The organism is Micromonospora sp. NPDC048947, from assembly GCF_040649495.1.
Classification (GTDB): Bacteria; Actinomycetota; Actinomycetes; order Mycobacteriales; family Micromonosporaceae; genus Micromonospora; species Micromonospora alfalfae.
Window position 1 is genome coordinate 1 of record NZ_JBEZFO010000036.1, and the last position, 19,236, is coordinate 19,236.

The 19,236-nt window shown below is 67.7% G+C and carries 18 protein-coding genes and 1 pseudogene; 7 read left to right on the forward strand and 12 right to left on the reverse strand.

Features of this window, described 5'->3' with window-relative positions; genetic code table 11:
• The first annotated feature begins 275 nt into the window (after positions 1-275).
• Both AB0B98_RS31855 and AB0B98_RS31860 read left to right on the forward strand, forming a co-directional pair.
• Complete coding sequence (locus tag AB0B98_RS31855) at positions 276-584, forward strand: hypothetical protein (RefSeq protein ID WP_357367438.1); 309 nt, start codon at positions 276-278, stop codon at positions 582-584.
• A 646-nt stretch (positions 585-1,230) separates the two neighbouring features.
• Positions 1,231-2,700 (forward strand): SAVED domain-containing protein, encoded by a 1,470-nt coding sequence (locus tag AB0B98_RS31860; RefSeq protein WP_357367440.1) that lies wholly within the window; start codon positions 1,231-1,233, stop codon positions 2,698-2,700.
• 12 nt (positions 2,701-2,712) lie between these two features.
• Here AB0B98_RS31860 and AB0B98_RS31865 read toward each other — a convergent pair whose 3' ends face one another.
• Both AB0B98_RS31865 and AB0B98_RS31870 read right to left on the reverse strand, forming a co-directional pair.
• Positions 2,713-2,967 (reverse strand): hypothetical protein, encoded by a 255-nt coding sequence (locus AB0B98_RS31865; RefSeq protein WP_357367442.1) that lies wholly within the window; start codon positions 2,965-2,967, stop codon positions 2,713-2,715.
• Positions 2,968-3,129: 162 nt separating this feature from the next.
• Positions 3,130-4,212, reverse strand: a complete 1,083-nt coding sequence (locus AB0B98_RS31870) for a hypothetical protein (RefSeq protein ID WP_357367444.1) — start codon at positions 4,210-4,212, stop codon at positions 3,130-3,132.
• A gap of 288 nt (positions 4,213-4,500) precedes the next feature.
• On the opposite strand from AB0B98_RS31870, the gene AB0B98_RS31875 reads away from it, so the two are divergent.
• From AB0B98_RS31875 to AB0B98_RS31890, 4 genes are all read left to right on the forward strand, one after another.
• Positions 4,501-4,662, forward strand: coding sequence for a hypothetical protein (locus AB0B98_RS31875; protein ID WP_357367446.1), 162 nt, complete (start codon positions 4,501-4,503; stop codon positions 4,660-4,662).
• Positions 4,663-5,465: 803 nt separating this feature from the next.
• Positions 5,466-6,470 carry a nucleotidyltransferase gene (locus tag AB0B98_RS31880; RefSeq protein WP_070201810.1) on the forward strand — a complete coding sequence of 335 codons (1,005 nt, stop codon included), beginning with the start codon at positions 5,466-5,468 and terminating at the stop codon, positions 6,468-6,470.
• Positions 6,467-7,933, forward strand: coding sequence for a ThiF family adenylyltransferase (locus AB0B98_RS31885; protein ID WP_357367448.1), 1,467 nt, complete (start codon positions 6,467-6,469; stop codon positions 7,931-7,933). Before AB0B98_RS31880 ends, AB0B98_RS31885 begins: the two co-directional genes overlap by 4 nt.
• The gene (locus tag AB0B98_RS31890; protein ID WP_260611410.1) at positions 7,930-8,463 is read left to right on the forward strand and encodes a Mov34/MPN/PAD-1 family protein; all 534 of its coding nucleotides are present in this window, start codon (positions 7,930-7,932) and stop codon (positions 8,461-8,463) included. The genes AB0B98_RS31885 and AB0B98_RS31890 overlap by 4 nt, the downstream gene beginning before the upstream one ends.
• 194 nt (positions 8,464-8,657) lie before the next feature.
• Here AB0B98_RS31890 and AB0B98_RS31895 read toward each other — a convergent pair whose 3' ends face one another.
• The 5 genes from AB0B98_RS31895 to AB0B98_RS31915 all read right to left on the reverse strand — a co-directional run bounded on the left by AB0B98_RS31895 (position 8,658) and on the right by AB0B98_RS31915 (position 14,482).
• Entirely contained in the window at positions 8,658-8,984 is a 327-nt protein-coding gene (locus tag AB0B98_RS31895) for a hypothetical protein (protein WP_125617071.1), read from the reverse strand.
• 106 nt (positions 8,985-9,090) lie between these two features.
• A complete protein-coding gene (locus AB0B98_RS31900; RefSeq protein WP_260611409.1) occupies positions 9,091-10,062 on the reverse strand; it encodes an ATP/GTP-binding protein in 972 nt (323 codons plus the stop codon).
• Positions 10,063-10,163: 101 nt separating this feature from the next.
• Complete coding sequence (locus AB0B98_RS31905; protein WP_357367451.1) at positions 10,164-12,545, reverse strand: Mu transposase C-terminal domain-containing protein; 2,382 nt, start codon at positions 12,543-12,545, stop codon at positions 10,164-10,166.
• The gene (locus AB0B98_RS31910) at positions 12,542-13,249 is read right to left on the reverse strand and encodes a hypothetical protein (RefSeq protein WP_357367453.1); all 708 of its coding nucleotides are present in this window, start codon (positions 13,247-13,249) and stop codon (positions 12,542-12,544) included. Before AB0B98_RS31910 ends, AB0B98_RS31905 begins: the two co-directional genes overlap by 4 nt.
• A gap of 210 nt (positions 13,250-13,459) precedes the next feature.
• Positions 13,460-14,482, reverse strand: coding sequence for a TniQ family protein (locus AB0B98_RS31915; protein WP_357367455.1), 1,023 nt, complete (start codon positions 14,480-14,482; stop codon positions 13,460-13,462).
• 267 nt (positions 14,483-14,749) lie between these two features.
• Between AB0B98_RS31915 and AB0B98_RS31920 the strand changes: the two genes are divergently transcribed.
• Positions 14,750-15,385: a DEAD/DEAH box helicase family protein gene (locus AB0B98_RS31920; protein ID WP_357367457.1), complete on the forward strand. Its 636-nt coding sequence runs from the start codon at positions 14,750-14,752 to the stop codon at positions 15,383-15,385.
• A gap of 164 nt (positions 15,386-15,549) precedes the next feature.
• Here the strand turns inward: AB0B98_RS31920 and AB0B98_RS31925 are convergent, their stop codons facing one another.
• The 5 genes and pseudogenes from AB0B98_RS31925 to AB0B98_RS31945 form a co-directional block, all read right to left on the reverse strand.
• Complete coding sequence (locus tag AB0B98_RS31925) at positions 15,550-17,697, reverse strand: P-loop NTPase fold protein (RefSeq protein ID WP_357367459.1); 2,148 nt, start codon at positions 17,695-17,697, stop codon at positions 15,550-15,552.
• A 123-nt stretch (positions 17,698-17,820) separates the two neighbouring features.
• Entirely contained in the window at positions 17,821-18,126 is a 306-nt protein-coding gene (locus AB0B98_RS31930; protein WP_357367461.1) for a hypothetical protein, read from the reverse strand.
• Positions 18,123-18,422 carry a sigma factor-like helix-turn-helix DNA-binding protein gene (locus AB0B98_RS31935; RefSeq protein ID WP_357367479.1) on the reverse strand — a complete coding sequence of 100 codons (300 nt, stop codon included), beginning with the start codon at positions 18,420-18,422 and terminating at the stop codon, positions 18,123-18,125. The genes AB0B98_RS31930 and AB0B98_RS31935 overlap by 4 nt, the downstream gene beginning before the upstream one ends.
• 267 nt (positions 18,423-18,689) lie before the next feature.
• Positions 18,690-18,950: pseudogene (locus AB0B98_RS31940) on the reverse strand (WhiB family transcriptional regulator); the annotation flags it as partial.
• On the reverse strand, positions 18,931-19,182 hold the full coding sequence (locus AB0B98_RS31945) for a hypothetical protein (RefSeq protein ID WP_357367463.1): 252 nt from the start codon (positions 19,180-19,182) through the stop codon (positions 18,931-18,933). The gene AB0B98_RS31945 and the pseudogene AB0B98_RS31940, both read right to left, overlap by 20 nt.
• Positions 19,183-19,236 lie beyond the last annotated feature (54 nt).

Here is a 19,236-nt window from a genome sequence, read left to right on the forward strand (position 1 = left end):
GCCCGCTTCTTGGCTGGCGGGTTGTCGGTGCTTCCGGCCCCGGTGAGTCTCCCGCTCATGGCTGAGGAAGGGGGGAGTCATGGCGGATCCGAGGGCCGGGAGGCCCATGTGCGGGACCACCGGAGAGGTGGTGGGGGCGGAAGAGGCCTGTGTGATTGGCCGGCCGGACAGGGGATTTCCTCGTGGGTGTGGGGCGGGTGTCGGGGTTGACCTTGAGTTGGGTTGAGGTTTTAGGTTCGGGGGCGGTGATATCGACGCGCTTGGGAGGATTGGCCGTGAGGACGCTGGTGCTGGGCAGGACGCCCGCGAGGGTGGCGGAGGTGCTGGCCACGTTGCGTGCGGATGGTTTCGACGCGGAGGGTGTGAGTGGGGATGAGGAGGCCCGGGAGTTGTTGGAGGGCGGGGGGTTCGGGGTGCTGATCATCGGTGGGGCTGTGGAGCCGGGGTCCCGTGCGTCGTTGAAGGAGTTCGCGGCGGAGCATGGGGTGCGGCGGGTGATCGACGGTGCTTTGAGGGAGCCGTTCGATGTGTATGTGCGGGGGGAGTTCGAGCCGCTGATCCGGGAGGCAGCCTCCGGGGGGTGACATCCGGGGGACGGTGCGCGGGGCTGGTGAGACTGTGCCGGGGCAGTAGCCATGCAGACGCGGCCCCGGCAGTCCTGGGAGCGCTTGGCCTGGCCGGGGCAGGTCCCGCCCTGCCCGGCGGCCGGTCGGCTGCCCGCGTACCCCAGGGGCCTGCCGCTGCCCGGCTGTTCGTCCCGTTCTTGCGTACGCGTGGGACGGTTTCCGCCCGCGATACGGCGGGGAACCGCATGGTCCGCGCCGCCTGCGGTGCCGGGGGCAGGGTTTGCGTGCCTGTCGGTGTCACGACCAGCAGTAGGTAAAGCCTGCGTCGGCTGCTTCAGAGCCTCTGACCTGCGGCGTCGCGACTAGCGCCGGACGACTCTCTGAAGCATCTGACCTGCTGTTTCTTTGATGTGAGGTCCTCTGAGCTGGTACGTCGCAACTTAGTCCGGACTCACATCAACTGCTTTCGGACGCAGTAAGAGGCAGCGGCCGAGGAGGGTTTTCGGGGTTTTCCGCTACGCAAGGTGGGCGGGCGAGAGCCTGTACCCCGCCCGGCGACTGGCTAGGTCTGAGGGCTTTCGGCTCGGCCCTGCTTGCGGCGATGATCTGCTGAGCATGCTGATGGCCGCAATTGCGGTGCCCCGACGCCTGGGAGATCGTTTCAGTGCCTGACCTGCCTGCCCCGAGCTCGACGGGCGTCCGTATTGCAGGGGACCGCTACCAGTGGCTGGCTGCGTGGCAGGGGTGTGTCGCCGCTGTCCGGGATGCGGCGCTGCGGGCGCCCAACCCGGTGGTGGCGGTGGGCGTCGAGGTCGACGACGCGGGGAACCTGGACGACGTCGTCTTGTACCGGCAGGCACCACCGCACACCTACATGCAGGTCAAGTACGCGGCGGACAGCTCGACCCCGGTCAACGAGGACTACCTGCTCAAGCCCAGCGATCGCGGCGGCTCGTCGATCCTGCGGAAGGTGGCGCAGGCCTGGCAGCAGCTCACCAAGGACGGCACACCGGTCGATCTTGCGTTGCTGAGCAACCGGTCCCCGGATGCGGAGGATCCGCTGGTCTCACTGCGGGACTCCCGCACCCAGTTGCTGGTGCCAAAGGCGGCCCAGCAGGGCCCGAAGTCGAAGAAGGGGCAGGCACGGACGCGGTGGGCCGACGGCGCCGGGCTGAGCGAGGAGATGCTGCTGGACCTGCTTCGGGTGTTGCGCTTCGATCTGGCGCGGGACGTGATGCATCTTCATGAGCACCTGCAGATGCTGATGTTCGCAGCCGGCCTGCGGTTCGACGAGGAGGCCATGCACGCCGGCGCGGACTGGGTCGCCCGCCAAGTCGCCGACGGGCAGCGTCGGTTGTCCCTGGCGGACATCCGCGAGGCGATCCAGGCTCTGCGGCTTGCGGCGGGTTCGTCACGTGCGGTGGTGTCCCTGGCCACCCTGAAGCCGGACCCGATGGCCGAGGACGCCGACTACGCGGTGGACTGGGCGGAGCGCTTCGAAGGCGCCTCGGCCTATCTGAAGAGGCGCCCGCTGGCCCCGGCAACCTGGGCTCAGCTGCAGGAAGACATCGAAGCCGCACCGTATCGGATGCCGCCCGGCACCACCGCGGTTGCCGTCACCGGCAGCCTGCGTCTGGCACCCGCATTCGTGGTCGGTGCGGCCTTCCGCATGGTGACCGGCGCCGACCTGGCCGTGGTCCAGCGCGGCCAACTGTGGTCATCGGCTGAGCCCTACGAGACCCCGCTGCCGCCGGCCGTCGACGAGCACGCCCTCGATCTCGGGCCTGACCTCGCTGTTGCCATCGCGGTCGCCACCGACCCGGCGCAGGATGTGCTGGATTTCCTGACTGAGCAGCAGATCCCTGTCTCCCGGCTGCTGGTGCTGCGCCCGCCCGGTGGGGCCAAGGACAACTCCATTCCGGATGCCGCAACCGCCAACGCCCTCGCCGTCGGCATCCGGGAACACCTCCGCCGTGCCTGCCGCCCTCACCCGGTCATCCACCTCTTCCAGGCCGGCCCCATGGGCCTGTCCCTGCTGCTGGGCAACCGATGGAACCGGCTGCGCCCGACCACCGTGTACGAGGACGTCAACGCGCACCAGGTGTACGAGAAGGCGTTCGTCATCGACGCATGACGGCCCGGCAGACTACGACGATCCCGCTGCCGAAGGCGGCGCCGTGCCCTGTGCCAGCCGCAGGTCGTGGTGGACCAGAGATATCCGGTCGCGGGCCGTCAGCCAGCCCAGCGCGACAGCGATCGGCAGCGGTCCGTGGAAGAGCAGCAGCCCCTCCACCGCGGTGGCGCCGCCGATCCGCTGTGCCCATTCCTGCCGCGCAGCCTGCCAGCACTCCCAGACGTACGTGGTCACCGCGGCGTAGACACCGGGATTGGCTCTGTGCACGAGAACGGGAGTCGTCTATCAACGACTCCTGGAGTCAATGCGAGACCCCGCTGCTTGATCAATGTCGATGAGTTTGGGAGTCGCTGACGGCCGGGTCGGCGGTTCGAGGTTCCCCCTCGGCAAAGCGGGCCGGGCTCAGGGCAGTGGCGTGCGGTGCGCGCCTCACTCGTCGGTCGGCGCATGGTCGGCGAGGCGCTCGGGATCGTGCTGCCCGCGCTTCATGGCGGCATCGGCGAGTGCCTCTCGCCGATGGGTGAGTTCCCGGTCGAGCGCCTGCATGGCGTTCTCGGCGAGCCCATCGTCGGTCATCTGCCAAAAGTGCGGCTGGTAAGGCTGGCGGACGCGAGTCGGTTGGGAGAAGAGCGCTGTTATGACGGGGTCGGCGATCGCGTCCAGGGCAGCCTTTAGCCCCTCGGGCGGTTCGGCGTGGCGGATGAGACCGAATTCGAGAAGGCGCTGACACCCGTCCTCCCAGGCATCGTCACGCAGGCCGAAGGCCTGCATGCGGGGCCGCGTGGTGAGGAAGACGCCCGACACGCGGTGCTTCCTGGGCGCCCACTGGCTCATCCATCTCAAGATGAGCCAGGTGGCGACCTCGGAAGGATTGAGCACCTGGATCCAGCCCTTCAGGAAGAAGTCCTTGGGGAGCGTGATCGTCCTGGCGGCTGAGCTACGGACGGGGACGGTGTAGAAGTCTGGGGTCGGCATATCGCCCCGCCCGCCTTCCTCCATGAGTGAGAAGTCCTCGTACAACCGCTGTCCGCGCGCGCCCCGGGGCATGGAGACCAATGCGTCTTCATGCCCGAGTTCTTCCAGAGTTCTCAGGGCTCCCTTGACTTGCCGAAGCCGCAGGTCCTCCAGCTTCCTCGTGCGCCACCGCTCCTCCGCGCTCGCACTACCGCGGAGATCTGGAGGCATGTTCTGCAACGCGGCGTCGTACCCACCCGACGCGGTGTCGTACGTACCGTCGATGGCAACGAGGGTGGACCACGATTCGGCCCCCTTCAGGCGGCGAACGTTCTGCCAGAGGCCTCCTGTGTCCAGCCGGCACTGCGCCTCGAAGAGGGCCAGCAGGTAGAAGCGCAGTGCTATCCCCCGCGGAAGGACCAGCTTGGTGAGTCTCGACCGTTCCCCGTCGGCCCGCAGCAAAGCGCTGCGCAAGACGATCGAGTCCGGCTTCTTCCCTGCCTTCCAGATTCCTCCCAGGGCCTCAGACGCATTCGTGACCGAGCCGGTCCTCCGCATCTGCTGCAGCCGGCGCAGTCTGCGCTCGTTCGTCTCCAGTGCATCAGCTACGAAGGAAGGTTAACGTTTTGATCCCGACGTTTTGATCCGGGTAAAGGTTCTCTTAGAGGACTTTACCCGGATCAAAACGTTGATCACGTCCTGACGAAGGCTCTTCCAGGCCCCTCACCATGGACTTTAGGCCCGCTCAACGCGGGCTCGGTGGCCACGTCGTTCGCACAGACACGAACGGCCCCCTGGGCCATCCGGGGCCGCCTGCTCGAGGATCTCTTCAAGGAGAACAGGTACGTGGCAGATTCCAATAACCCCCAGCCCCTGCCCCAGCGTTGGGCGATCATCCTGCTGGCCGGCGTCCTGGCGGGCGCCCTCGTCCTGAGCCTGGCGGGTCCGCTGCCCGGGCTCAGTGCCGTAGGCGCGACGGTGCTCGCCCTGCACAAGCTCATGGCATAGGGGAAACCGGTGGAGGGTGCTGCCGGCACACTCCACCGGCGCCGTCAGGTGCCCCTGGCCGCTCTGTGCTCAACAGGGCGGCACCGCGGGTGCCTCCCGAACTCGTGAACATCGACTTGGCCCCGCTTTGAGGTGCCTCCCGCACTCATTGATAAACGACTCCCGTTCTCGTGGACAAAGCCACCGGGATCGTCGGGTAGGTACGCGTTGCCGGTGTCGGTGACGAGATAGGCGCCGCACGGGCCGTCCGTGCTGCCCGGGCCCGAGGGCGGGAGGTGGTAGCCGGTGTGGTGCCCCGGCCCGTAGGAATCCTGCCCGGTCTCCGCCACATGGCGTGCGTCATCAACCATGGAGCCGGCCGACGCCAGACGCACGATCAGCGCGATTTGGTGACGCTACTGTCCGGCTGCGGTGGGGATCTCCACCAGTGGCGGACGGCCGCCTGTGGGAGCCGCCAGAAGCCCGGTCCCGCAGATGCCGCAGATGTGCGGAATGTGTCGCCCCGGCCGCCTCCTGCTCCTGCCGCCGATCGGGGCCCGTGTCGGCCCTGGAGCCCCGCTCTTGGCGTGTTCCTGACCGTGAGGCGGCAGCCTCGAGTGCGCCTCCCACCTGCACGAAGAACGTGGCTCAGGTGTGCACGAACACCGCCGTAAACGATCATCTAGTCCTGGTGCGGGGGGGTGTCAGTGGTGGGTCGTACTGTGGTGAACGAGCAGCCGTAAATGCCTGTTTGCGGCCCTGTCAGTGGTGTGAGCCGGGCTCCGCGCTACCCAATGCAGTCACATCTAGGATCGGAGGGCCCGATGGCTCACCTCAAGCAGCAGTTCAAGGATGCGCTGAGCTCCATCGAGCCCGGCGACGACAAGACCAACGCACCCAAGGCTCATCGCCTCGTCCGCGATGCCCTCGAGGCCGACTCGAGACTCGCCGAGTACGGTGTCAGCCCAGTACTGATCGGCTCCTACAAGCGCAACGTGTCCATCCGCAGGATCAAGGACGTCGACGTGTTCGTGCGCCTTGCCGATGTCCCTGGGGAGGTCACGTCCAAGAACATCCTCGACAGATTCTTCAAGGTGCTGCATGCGGAGTTCGGCACTGACGCCGACGGGCACCGGCGTACCAAGCGTCAGGACCGGAGTCTGCAGGTCTCCTTCCCGGAGTACGACCTCTACGTCGACGCGGTGCCCGCCCGTCCCTTCGGTGACGGAACGTGGGAGATCCCGCAGAAGGGCGACGGGAACGAGTGGGTGCGCACCAACCCTGACGGGCTGACCGAGCTGTCGAGCACGATGAATGCGGACCACGACGAGTACTACGTACCGACCGTCAAGCTGCTCCGGCAGACTCGTCGTGCCCTGCTCGGCAAGAAGAAGCCCGGGGGCTTCTTCATCGAGATGGCTGCCTATCAGGCGTTCGCCTCAGGCGCAGTCTCGGGCAACGACCAGGCGGAGTACTACGTCTGCGCACTCCGGGAGGTCAGCACGATCGTAGATAGCTTCGTGACCTACGGCATCGCGGTGACCGATCCGACACTGCCCGGACACACCATCCGCATCCGCGCGACCGACGACGAGTTGGACACCGCGCGTACGCGGTTCGCCGACGCCGCGACGTCGGCACAAGCTGCGCTCGACGAGGAGGACGCGGGCAAGGCCGCGCTGGCGTTCCGGAAACTGCTGGGTGTGAACGGCGATGGAGACACGGTCTTCCCGATGCCGCCCGGCTTCAACGAGGACGGCAGCAAGAAGGCATCCGCGATCTCGCCCGGCGCCCGCGTCGTGCCTGCTGGCAAGAGGACCTTCGGGTGACCTCTGTCAGCTTCGACGAGTACGTCGCCTACGCACAGCAGCACTTCGAGGAAGGCCTGATCCGCGCCGGGTTCAGCGAGAGTGAAGCAGGATGGGAAGGGCCAGTCCCGCACTCTGCGGGCACGACCCGCGTCGTGATCGACCTGCCGCCCCGCTTCCCGTTTCGGCCACCGAGGGTGGCGCCGGTCGATCATGACGCAGTGCCCTGGTCCTGGCACCGCGACCCGGACGGCGGCCTGTGCCTGGTCGCCGAAGACGATCACGACGGGTTGTGGTGGACAGAGGCACCGGCGTTCCTCGAACACATCACAGCGTGGTTCGAGCGCGCGGACACCGGCTGGACGGACGATCGGCCCGACCTCGACCTCGACCGGTACTTCCAGCCGTCCGCGGACCGGCGCCTCTACCTCTACGACGACCTCGCTCCGTACCTCAACCGATTTGTCCGCTTTAGCCCGTCCGGCAACAAGACGATGCGGATCAAGCACGGCACCCGCCCCAGGAAAGCCTTCGAAGGCGGCAAGGACCGCTTCGGGTACGTAGCCGACCTCGGCAAGGTGGACGTGCCGCTGCGGACCTGGGCAGACATCTCCGCCCGGGTCGACTCGAACGCGGACCTGGACCGCAGAATTCGTCAGCAGTCGGTCGCGATCGTCGTGCTGATCTACCAACGCGGCACTCATGACGGCGCGATCGTGCTGGACGTGGCGCCCGCCAAGGATGGTGGCACGGTGGTCACACGTCTGCGCTCGGCGGCGGACACCGAGCTCGCCCGGTCCGCTCGCGCAGGCGTCCTCGCTCCCGAACTGCGTGGATCCAGGGTCGCGGTCGTCGGTGTCGGCGCTTTGGGCTCGTTCATCGCCGACATGCTGGTGCGCTCCGGTGTCCGTCACCTCACTCTCATCGACGACGATGTCGTCATGCCGGGAAACCTCGTCCGCCACCTCGTGGGACCCGACGCGGTCGGACTGCCAAAAGCCGAAGCAGTCAAGCAACACCTCGTCAGGCACAACGAGGCGCTGGTCGGCGGCATCAACACCATCAATCGCGCACTTACGTCGGGCGCCGACGCTGTTGATCTTCTGCGGAACCACGACCTCGTCGTGAACGCCACCGCCGACTTCGCCACCACCGCGCTCCTGCACGTAAGCGCCCTATCGCTGGGCACACGGGTCCTCTCCGCAGCGCTCCAAAACGACGGCAGGACCTATCGCATCGACGTACTGCCACCGCTCGACGACGCCGCACCGCTGCCGCCTTCGACGACCAGGGCCGACACCGAAGCACCGCCGCTGTTCGAAGCAGGCTGCGGAAGCCCGATCTCCCCAACGCCGCCCCACGCGGTGATCGAGGCGGCAGGGGCAACCGTCCGCCACGCCATCGGCCTCCTCGTGGACCGTCCCCTCCACCCCGCAGGGGAGACGCGCCACCTCCACTCCGCACCAGAAGGGAGCCCCCCATGACCCGGCCGGCAACACGGATCGAGCTGCGCCGGGACGCATACGAGGTCATCGCGTCCGCGACCGCCCAGCAACTGCCGCGGGAAACGGGTGGCATCCTCCTCGGCTACCGGGAAGACGCCAACGTCGTAGTCACCCATGCCCTCGTCGTCGACGGACAAGAAGCGTCCACCCACAGGTATGTGCGCGATGACGTCACAGCGAACGCTTGCCTCGCAGCGTTCCTGGCCCAGCGAGCGGGCGATGATCCAACCGGCTACGTCGGCGAGTGGCATAGCCATCCCGCACCGTCCGGACCGAGCCCGACAGACGTTGCTGCCATGCAGGCAACTGCCCGGGAGCACGACGGCCCGCTCGCACTCCTCGTCTACGCCCCCGAAAGGGCGGATCCGTTCTTCGGACTGATCACCCGGCGACAACGATGGGGACGCGTCACGAGCAAGAAGGCGGCGGTCCTTCCGCCACCACCGAGATTTGAGGAACTGGGGCCACTACCCGACGGCGCGGTTCGGCGTGACGGCCCCGTCGGGTAGCGCCCGCAGAAGGCTCCGCCCGCTACAGCGAGCGACGCAGCACGGCACCGTGCACGATCAGGACTTTGCGGGCGGACCAGTCCGTGTGACAGCTGTCGCAGACCGTTTTGATCTATCCTCCGGGGGCGTCGCCGCCCGCCCTTTGACGGACCGTGACCTCCAAGCGAGCGGTACGGCAGGCCGACTTGGCAGAGTCAGCCCGCACCGGACCGCTGGCGCCCGGCGAGGTCCCCGTTCACGGTGGCGACGAGATCTGCCAGGTACTGCTCGGCATCCTGGCGGGTTCGCGGGGCGAGGTCGGCCAGCCCGCTGCGCAGCAGGCTCCCGACCCGCTCCACGAGCGGCTTGTCCTGCGGCCGTGCGCACCGGACCGTGGACTGTCGCCGCAGCATGTCAGAGTAGGCGACAAGACGTGCCGCGGAGATGCGCAACGGATCGCTGTCCATGCTGAACAGCAGCGCCAGCTGGGGGCCGTCGCCGGTCGGTACCGTGATGACGTCCGACTCCTGCAGGATGATCACCTGTCTGTGTCGGGACCGGCCCCTCCCGAGGGCAGCCTGTGCCTGCAGCCTTCTGCGGAGTGAAGAACCGGTCAGCGGCTTCCCGCCGTGCTGGCGCCGGGATTGCCTAATCCCAGTTGTTGTCGGGGTCGTTGCGGCCGACGATCATGTCGTCGAGGGCTTCTTGGGTGATGGCTTCGCTCTGGTCTTCGATGGCTTGCTGGGCGGTCTGGCAGATGAGCTGGTCGAGGCTGTCCATGTAGCCGCCGGTGCGTGCGTGGAGTTCCTCCTCGAGGTCGAGCAGTGCGCCGGGCTTGTGGTTGTAGAGCCGGAGGTTGTCGTCGTAGCGCTGCAACACGCTTCGCCATCCCCCTTCCTGTCCCGCGTGCAGGGGGATGGGGCTGATCCGCATGACAGGCAGACTGCTGCGGAACTGCTCGGAGGTGCGGGGGCGTTCGGTGCGGCGGCGGTTGTGCAGGCCTTCGTTGACGATGTCGGTGGCGCCCCGACCGCTGTAGATGACGGAGACGCGCAGGCGGGCCTGGAGACAGTCGAAGTAATCGAAGGCGGTGGCCAGGCCGCTGTCGTGGATGCGGTCGACGCCGTCGATGAGGATCAGGGAGGTACGGCTTTCCCGCATGGCGTGCACGACCGGTTCGGTCATGTCGGTGCTGCGGTAGGTCCGCTTGTCGATGTTGATGGTGTGGTCCATGCCGAAGAAGTCCGCGAAGGGCAGGGACCAGTCCATGTTGCTCTCGTGACGCGGCGGGACGTTGATGTAGACCACGGGGGTCCACTCATCGTCCGGCCGGCGTTCGGTCTCCAGCACTCCCTGGTACGCGCGTCCGATCTGGAGCAGCAGCGTGGTCTTGCCGGCACATCCGTCGATGATCATGTTCATGCGTTTGCCGGTGGGGCGGAACCGGTTGGTGCGCAGGGTTCGCCGCGCGTCCTTCAGGCCCTGGGTCACGTCAGGGGTGCTGACGGGGATCATCTCCCCGTGGTAGATCATCCGCGGGTCGGTGTCGGTGACCTTCGTGCCTTTGGGGGCGCAGTCCTGCAGATCCGGAGGCTCGAGTTTGCGGTGCACGAAGTCCATGAACCCCTCCCGCACCGTGAGCAGTTCGGGATCCAGAGGGGGCCACCGCGCAGCGAGAGCTGCGGGGGTGACTGATTTCGGGGCGGTGCGCGCAGCGTCCATCACGTCTCCTGCGAGTCTTGGCTGGGCGGTGGCGGGTCCTGGTCGGGCCACGGCGGCTTCTCGGGCGGATCCGATGCCAGCTCCCGGAAAATGTCGCTGGCCGATCCGCCCAGACTCTGTCCTCCCTCAGAGGCGGGACGGCGCCGCGGCGGGCGCGCTTGGATCGGCGCGGCAGACGAGGCGGCACGTTCGGGCGCAGTGGGCGCCAGCGCGGCACGGCGGCCGGGGAAGAGGTCCTTGGCATCGACATTGAGGGACCGTGCGGGCGTCACGCTGCCGGGTTCGGCCCGGGTGATCCCCGCATACGGGTTGACCGGCGCTTCGGGGATCTCCAGGGGCTGCGGAACGAACGCGGCCACCGGCTTGGCAGAGGTGGGGGTGGGGGAGGGGCCGCGCCGTGCGCGGGCCAGGAGATCGTCCACGGCCCGGGCGATTTCTTCCTCGCTGCCTTCCCGGCCGACCAGGCCGGCGACGAGGTCGGCGGCCTTTTCCCACAGATACTGGGTCCAGGAGTCGCGGATCAGGTGCCGGTGCTTGAAGTCGAAGGGCACCCACGGACTGTGGTCGGGGTCCTTCTCGACCGTGTGGTCGTACAGCCACACCCGGCTGGGCTCGTAGGGGTTGTAGTAGACCGGCCAGCGTCGGCCCTGTCCCTTGATGCCGGTGTGGCGGTTCTTGAACTCCCGGATACGGTGGCTGACATACGTACGGTTGCCGATCTTGATGCCGTCGCGCGTGACGGTCCGCTTCGCTTGGAGGAGCAGCATGCGGCTCTCATCCGGTGTGACAGGCCGCGGCACGGCGCCTTCCATGGCCACCGCCGCCGCATACATCTGGTTCGGGGTGAGGATCAAAGAAGGCAGGAAGGGGGAGCGCAGTCCTTCGTGTTGCCGCTGCTGCCACTCGGTGACCACCCACTCGTGCCACATGTCCTGCAGCTTGTTCAGCGGCCAGAGCTGTTCCTTTTCGACGTCCTTGCCGCGTGTGGCCAGCTTGTTGCCGGTGTAGCCGGCGACGAACTGGGAGAACATGCTCTTGACCGAGGCGTTGGTGCGTTCGATGACCGCCTTGTCGGTGGGGGTGCGCTCGCGGGCGGACTCCACCTCGATGCCCAGCATGCTGCACACGTCCCTGAAGTGCCGGGCTTTGAAGATCTTGGCGTTGTCGACGACCACCGTCTTCGGGCGGATGACCGGCCGGGCCGCGGCGCCGGTCATCCGCGGATCGCTGGCCAGCATGTGTGCGTAGGGCAGGTCCGAGTTGGCGGCCAGCGTCTGTGGCGACCAGCCGGGGCGCGCCGCGAGCGGCGCCATCGCCTGGCCCAGTAGCAGTGCGGCATCCAGCGACTTGGTGCTGCGGCCGCCGCGGCGCCGGCTGCCCGGCCCTTTCTTCCGGCCCGAAGACTTGGGAACGATCATTCCGGCGATGAAGGTGCGGCTCAGGATGTCGAGGGCGTAGGTCAGCTCAACCGCCACGGGACGCCCGTCGTCGCCGCGCGCCAGGACGTCCAGCCCGGTGCCGTCGATCTCCACGCGTTCGCCCAGCAACGACACTGGCGCCGGATGGTAGGGAGGCTCGGGTGGCGTGGTGGCGTCACTGCCCTGCCCGGGCGCGGCCTCCAGCGACTCCTTCGAGATCCCCAGCCGCTTGAGCAGGTCGTAGAAGGTGGTGCGGGCTGGCATCAGGGCCCGGTACTCGTCCGGGTGCGCGCGTCGCAACGCCGTGCGCACCCGTTTGTACAGCCGGGAGAAGGTGCCCGCCGACGCGCCGCGCTGGGCTTTGTCCTCCTGGCGGATCAGCGCCACCACCCGCTCGTCGACGTTCCCGTAGACGGTGCTCGTGCGCAGCCACCGCTTGTCGACCAGGCCGAGCAGCCCGTGTGCTTCGTAGGCCAGGCATTTGCGCTGCACGGTGGCGACCGACCCGGTCAGACCGGCCGCCTTCAGCTCGGCTGCTTTGAGGGCGTAGCGGGCGGTGCGGGTGGTGGTCGCGGGATCGTAGCCGTGCCGCGGGGTGAAGGCGCCGTTCCGGGCGCCGACAGGGCGGCCGGTCAGCACCTCCCGGACATGCTTCTCCCAGCAGCGCACGTGCTCCAGCTGTTCTTTGTCCAGCCGGTCCAGCACGGACAGGTACGGCACCGCTTCCGGTTCCTTCGGCATTCCGTCGGCCTTCAGCACGGCGAAGTCCGGGGCGGATACCAGGATGCAGACCAGTACCAGCGCGTCCTGGCCGCCGTCGTCCATCGCCGCCAGGTGCACGTTGGCACCCTGCAAGGCGCCCACCAGATAGCGGCCCCTCTTCCACCGGACCGTCATCCCCGGCCGGAGCGTCCCGGCCGGCTCGTTCGGAGCGTCGACCGGCAGGGATAGGACGGCGCTCATACTGCTGCTCCGGCCGCCCACACCGTGCTGTCGGGGGTCAGCGGTTCATCCCAGTCCGTCATTAGATCCTGCGCCCACAGCAAGTTCCAGCTGCTGGCACGGCCCTGCCCGGGGGGTAGATCCACAGCATCGGCGCCCCTGCTCAGCGGCAGGGGCCGGGCGAATGCCTCCAGCAGGACGGCCCTGACGCTCTCGTCGGCGAACTCGTCGTGACGGAACTGCGAGACGATGTACACATTGCGGCGCAGCTGGCCGCCCGGGGCGCGGGCGACATCCACCTGCCATCCCGCCTGCGCGGCGGCCGCGCGGGCCACCGACCATTCCTGCTCGTCCGGCTCCCTTCCGGCGGGGGAGTGCAGATAGAGGATCTGCTGCCCCTCGACGGTGCGCGCCAAGAACGCCGGGTTCACCACCCCCGCATGCTCACCCTCGCGCCATTCGACCCGCAGCGACGGCGCAGCCAGGTAGCCGATGCGCGGATCGCGGTCGAGGAACATGGCCGCGTATGCGTGCTCCCGGGACCGGCAGCTGACTTCCTTCTTCGTGGTCGACGACCACCACTGGCGCACCTTCGACTTCCGCCCCCGGTAGGCGCGCTGCTCGTGCAGCACCGGCCACTCCTCCACCGGAAGTCCGCACAACGCCCGTGGAGCGCTGAGGCGCTCGTGGCCCATGTCGTCGCGGTAGCGCACCTGTAAGTCCACGAACTGCTCCCCTCGTGCCGCGCCGTGCCCTGCTGCGCGGCAGACGTCCACCAGGCTCCGGGCCTCCTCCCATCTCGTGTGACGCAGCCGCAGGAGTTCACCCGAAAGGATGCAGATGCCCTTGTTTCCTTGACGGAGGTTTCCTACTGCCGGAGATCCACCAGGTCCCTGCTCAGCCGAGGCCGAAGCAGCCGTACGCGGCGCGGATGACTACAGAAACAGCCGGTCCATCGAGTTGGGCATGCGCACCCACGGCAGGCACGTCAGCTCCTCCACCGGTGCCAAAGGGGAGGGCAGGGCATGACCTGTCGCCCTTCGTACGTCGACGCTTGCGGGCACTTCTCCGCTGGAAAGGTGCGGAATGCCCTGCCTGAGCGGTCGGTGCTGGCGGTGCCAGACGGTCAATGGCTCGGTGAACCGGTAGCCGTGCCGGTGCGTTGTCCGCGGCAGCCAGTCCTGGTACTCGGTGCTGCCCAGTACGCCGTTCAGGCGGCGCACCTCGAGCCAGGCCAGGTCCCGGGTCAGCAGGGAAAGCCGGCTGAACTGCGCCAGCGGCCGCACTCGCTGTTCGCCCAGCTCCGCCGCGAGGGCACCCCACTGCTTTGTTTCTGCCGGGTCCTCGAGGTACCCGGAGCGCACGAGGATGGAACAGGCGTCAGCGAACACCCACCGTCCGGCCGGGCCCAGGCGTTTGCGTATCCGGTTCAGGCGCTGCTGCGCGCGCACGACTTCCGCGAGCTCGCCAAGATCGATGTAAGGGTGCCTGGTGCTGCGGGAGTTGTCCGTCCAGCGCCGGTGGCGCAGGCACACCTGCCAGGGGTCGGGAAGGATCAGCCAGGAGGGCGAGCGGGTACCGCGGCGCGCCGCACACAGGGAGCAAGCCTGCACGATGTAGCCGGCCCGCGCGTCCCAGGGCCATTCCCAGTCGTCCTTGGCGTTCTTGGGCATGAGGAATTCGTCGCGCAGCCCGATCAGACGCTCCTGCATCTCGGCCACGGTGTAACCGGCCAGGGTGGCCAGCCGCTCGCGCGCGTAGCGGCTGACGTACATCTCGGTGTACTGGGGATCGACCGGCACGGGGCCGGTGCCCATGCTCCGCAGTACCTCTTGCGCAGGGCGGTTGTTGCGGGCAGCCAGCCGCGTCACGTACGAGCCGGTGGACTCGCCCTGCAGAAACCGCAGCCGCAGGTGCATCCGGCGCCGCCCGAGCCATTCGTCTCGCTGCTCCGCCACGGCGGCGCTCCTTCCGGGGTGTCTGGCTGCGGCTTCATCTAACTCCCGCTGCCCCTCGGCAGGCAGCCCGGGCTGACGAAACAGTCCCATCTGGCGCACACCCGGTCCCGGAGGCGACCTCTTACGCACGCGCGAAGAAAAGAAAGAGCAGCTTCGGTCAGTGTCGGCCGGACCCTGTGGCAAAGCTGCCAGGCTTTCCACTGCAAACAGGCTGGTGAAGGTGCCCCGCGGGCACGCAGTTTCACTAGGAGGGAGTCAGCGCGTCACATGCCGGGCCGTGTTGAGCTGCGTCCCCACCAACGAGAAGCCGTCGCTGCAGGAGTTGACGCCCTGAGCGGGACGCGGCACGCGGCCGCGACCATCATCGCCGCTTGCGGCACCGGCAAGACCCTCATCGGCAAGCGCGTCGCGGAGCACTTCGCTGAGCGCGGCCCCGTCCTCGTCCTCGTCCCGACCCTGGAACTCCTGACCCAGACGGCGGCTCGCTGGCTGGCCGACGGCGGCTTCGACCAGCTCATCGGCGTCTGCTCACTGCCGGGTGTCCACGACCGCAGCCTGCGCGGCCATCTGCTGCTCACCGGAAGTGCCCGGGTGCTGGCCCGCCGTGTCGCCGGGGGAGGACGCATCGCGGTCTTCGCCACCTACGCCTCCCTGCCCACCATCGCTGAGGCCCACCGCGGCGAACAGCTGCCGCCCTGGGTCTTCGCCCTGGCTGACGAAGCCCATCGCACCAGCGGCGACTGGGACAAACGCTGGGCACTCATTCACGACGACCGCGCCATCCCGGCCGCGCACCGCCTCTACATGACCGCCACGCCCCGCAACTGGCGCACCACGCAAAACCCGAAGGCGCGCACCCGCATTGTCGTGGGTCATCTTTTGTGCGCAGTGTGCGTGTTCTGAGCTGGGGGTTTCTCAGTTGTAGTGGGCCGTTGTTGGTGCTGCTGAGCGTGGCTTGCTGAGGTTTTGCAGGTTCTTGGCCTGGGGTTGTGCAGGTTGTTTGGGTGGCGTGCAGATGGGGTGGGCCGCTACTCGAAACGCGGACGGGGTGTTCTTCGGGCGCGGGGTCATGCCGTGGTGCCGGAGTCTGAGGGTGGAGTCTGGCCGGTGGCGGGGCGGTGCTCGCGGAGTGCTTGCAGGATGTTGGCGTGGTGTTCGTCGGCGGAGTTGTTGCTGGTCTGGGTCTGGAGGAGGGGGTGCAGGCGTGTGTAGAGGTCGTCGAGCCCGAACATTGCGTCGAGGCCGGCCAGGACGCTTTCGTCGATCAGGCGGTGCGGGCGTGATGCGGGGTGGAGGAGTTTACCCAGGAGGGGGAGCGGTTCCCATCTGTTGTCGAGGCGTTGGCGGAGCCAGGGGCGCAGGCTGTCGGGGTGGGTGTGGCGCCACATCCAGATCAGGTCGGTGTCGGACTCGGTAAGTTCCTCAGCAGGTCTGCCCGTCGTGGGTGCGAGATGCTGGGCGATCTGCTCGGTTACGGCGTCGCGGGCCTGAAGAGACCAGTCTTCGGCGGTCTGTACTTCCTCGGAGTCGTTGTTGTCCGGGTTGGTGACGCGGTGCAGGGTCCGGACGGCCAGGACCGCTCCGTCGGGGGTGGCGGCCATGGCGGCCAGGACCGGGGCCCTTTGTTCTGGTGGGAGGTCGGTGAGGAGGTCCCGGGCCAGGAACTGCAGGCTCATGCCGCTGTTGACCAGCCCCATCATTTCCGGTTCGGCGGTCAGCTGCCCGTAACTGTCTGCCATGGCCCTAAGCAACGCAGCAGCAGGGAGGCGAATGCCGGCGCTGCGGCGCTGCTCGATTCGGCGCGTGATGCGGTGGGTGTCGTCACGGAGGCGGAGCAGCAGTTCGGCTGCTTCCTCTCCAGGTGCGTCGGCGGTCAGCTGGGCCAGGGCCTGGTCGAAGATGGCTTCGGGAAGGTCGTCGTCGGGGACGCCGAAGACCATGTACCGGTCGAAGTAGTCGGCGCTGCCGATCCCGCGGCGCTGGGCGGCGGCTTTCGCGTCGCTACCGTTGCCGAGGTCCTTTTGGACGGTAGGGAACAGCAGGGCCAGCAGGTTGAGTACACCTTCGACGCGCTCTTCCACCACGCCGGCTTCGCGCAGGCGGCTGCGCCAGCGTTCGGCTCGCTCGCCGGGCTGCTGTGCGCTGTGCCTATGGGCCGGGTCGATGCTGGTGCCGGTCAGTACGGCGCGGTGCCGCTTCAGGAGCCGGTAGACGCCGGGCTCGTTGGTGCGCAGGAAGGTGACGATGAGGAAGTCGACCAGGTCCACATTTCCGGCGAGGGAACCGAGGGTGGCGTCGGCCTGCCCGAAGTAGCGTTTGACGGCCCGAGGTGTCTGCAGACTGGCCTGCAGGTGCCGGAAGTAGGCATCGGAGAAGCGTCGCTCCTCGCCCGGTGTCATGGACAGGCCGTGGGAATCCAGAAGGGCGTTGAGCGCGCGGATGCTCATGGCGGCCGCGTCGCGCTCGCGGAACGCGGGAAGGTCGAGCCGTACCTGGATGATCTTTTCGAGGAACTCGCGGGCCCTGGCCTCGCTGTTTCCCACGAGGTCACTGCGCTGCAGGACGTCCAGGAGTGTCTGCTCGTCAAAACTGATCAGGTAGTAGACGTTCGGCAGATGGCCCACCAGACGCACCAGCTTGAAGACCAGGAGCAGTTCGTCGGGGGTGAGGCGGTCCAGGTCGTCCATGACGACCAGGACGGGCTGGCCTGCCTGCCGTAGTGCATCCTCGGCCTTGCGCTTGGAGGCCGACGCACTGGTGTCTCCGCTGATGCGGTCGCTGAAGGCCTTGACCAGGCCCTCGGAGTCCAGACCTGCTAGCGCGGTGAGCTTGCCCAGGGGGCTGATGGCCTGCCCGAAGCCACCGATCCTCTGGCGGACTTCCGACCAGCGTTCTTCCTTGGGTAGAGCGGCTCGGATCTCGCTGAACAGTGCTGCGGTCAGCGATTCCAGATCGGAGTACAGCCATGGATTGAGCTCGGCAACCAGCCAAGTCCCGAGATCGTTCTGGCCCTGTAGGAGACGTATCACTTTGCCCAGGACCGACGACTTGCCGGAGCCCCAGGGACCGATCAGCGCTAGCACGCCGGTCTCGGTCTGGGCACGGACGCGCCCCAGCAGTTCCACGGCATGCCGTGCGTACTGTTCACGCCCCAGCAGGTCGGGCCCCTCGTCGTCAAGGAAGGGCTCGTCATTGAAGAAACGCGCGTCACTCACCCGTATATCGTGCCTGACCCCGGCGCCGCCCCGGCACAGGTCGGGGGATGTGATCAGGTAGCCGGGTGGATACCGATGGTGGTGAGGCCGGTGAGGTCAGGTCTATCGGCTGTGTCTGTGTGCTTACTCGTCGCTGGTGCTGCCGGTCTGCGGATCGAGGTCGATTTCCTGCAGGGCCAGGATGAGGTGGCTCTCGACGTCTGTGGTGGCCTCAAGCGCTGCCTGCAGTTCCTGCCGGCCGTGGTCGAGGTAGGTGTCGATCGAGGCTTTGACGGGAGGCGCGGGGGGAAGCACGGCGGCGTACAAGGCGGCTGTCAGCCTGCCGTTGATATCCGTGGTCGCCTCCAACGCGTTGGTCAGGCGCTGCATGGCGGAGGCCAGCACGCCGTCTACTGGCTGGGCGGCACTGCGCCTGGGCGAGTTGCTCACAGTGCACCTCCTTCGTCCTGTTCCTGGAGCATGCGCTCAAGACTGTGACGCGCCCGGCGCAGGTTCTGGCGGACGTTGGCACTGGGCACTCCCAGAGCCTCGGCGGTCTGTGCTGGCGTGGATCCGTCGATCTCGAAGGCCATTACCGTGCGCTGCAGAACAGGAAGCCGCCGCAGCAACTGGACGAGATCGACCTGCTCGGCGATGTCGCCGCAAGGGTCAGGCACACCGGCTTCGGGCAGGTCGGCGGGATCCAGGGACCAGGTTCTTTCTTTGCCCTTGGCCTTGAGCCACATGCGCCAGGCGGTGGTCCGCAGCCAGGCCTCGGGGTGCGTCACCGACTCCCATGCCCGGGCCAGCTGCACGAAGGCGCTCTGCGTGGCGTCCTCAGCGTCGTGCCGGCCCGCGCCGGTGGCGATCAGGAACCCGACGGTCGGTACGAAGCGGATCCGGAAGAGGGCTCCGTACTGCTGTTCCTGTTCCGGTGACAGACCCTGCTGCTCCTTGGGCTGCCTGGGTCGTTCTTCGACAAGCAGCCCGGTGCCTTGCTCGTACTCGATACGTGCGCTCTGCAGCAGCGCGCGCCAGGACGCGACGGTGGGACGCCTGCGAAGCAGGGCGCGCCGTTCGCGTTCGGTCATGCCGCCCCACACGCCGAACTCGACTCGATTGTCGAGCGCGTCGGCGAGGCACTCAGTTCTCACGGGGCAGCTGGTGCACACCGCCTTGTGGCGGCTCTGTGCCGCGGACTGCACAAACAACTCGTCCGAATCCGCGGTCCGGCAGGCTGCCTGTGCCGACCACTCATTCACCCACGATGACACTGCCGCCCCCTTGCCTCTCAGTCGCCTGCGGTCCGCCGCCCACTTCAACGGTGATCTTGTCGTGTTCGTCCATGACCCGGCTGCCCATGGGCAGTCCCCGGATCATCTCGCTGCGATGTCGGCTGCGGGTGCGGGCCATGCTGGTGCGGCTGTGCACCCGGATCCACATCCGCAGCACGCTTGCGAGATACGCGGCCCCGGCGGCGAGGACTGCAATTTGATACTCCGACATCGCTGAGGCTCCCGATGGGTGTGGGTTCGGCTTTCGAAGGGTGAGTGCCTATGA

What these genes read in the sequence shown, in the direction of transcription:
- AB0B98_RS31905 (WP_357367451.1), bottom strand. Translation starts at nt 12,545, where the DNA reads ATGAGCGCCGTCCTATCCCTGCCGGTCGACGCTCCGAACGAGCCGGCC.
- AB0B98_RS31900 (WP_260611409.1), bottom strand. Translation starts at nt 10,062, where the DNA reads ATGGACTTCGTGCACCGCAAACTCGAGCCTCCGGATCTGCAGGACTGC.
- AB0B98_RS31920 (WP_357367457.1), top strand. Translation starts at nt 14,750, where the DNA reads ATGCCGGGCCGTGTTGAGCTGCGTCCCCACCAACGAGAAGCCGTCGCT.
- AB0B98_RS31870 (WP_357367444.1), bottom strand. Translation starts at nt 4,212, where the DNA reads ATGCGGAGGACCGGCTCGGTCACGAATGCGTCTGAGGCCCTGGGAGGA.
- AB0B98_RS31880 (WP_070201810.1), top strand. Translation starts at nt 5,466, where the DNA reads ATGGCTCACCTCAAGCAGCAGTTCAAGGATGCGCTGAGCTCCATCGAG.
- AB0B98_RS31935 (WP_357367479.1), bottom strand. Translation starts at nt 18,422, where the DNA reads ATGTGGCTCAAGGCCAAGGGCAAAGAAAGAACCTGGTCCCTGGATCCC.
- AB0B98_RS31945 (WP_357367463.1), bottom strand. Translation starts at nt 19,182, where the DNA reads ATGTCGGAGTATCAAATTGCAGTCCTCGCCGCCGGGGCCGCGTATCTC.
- AB0B98_RS31890 (WP_260611410.1), top strand. Translation starts at nt 7,930, where the DNA reads ATGACCCGGCCGGCAACACGGATCGAGCTGCGCCGGGACGCATACGAG.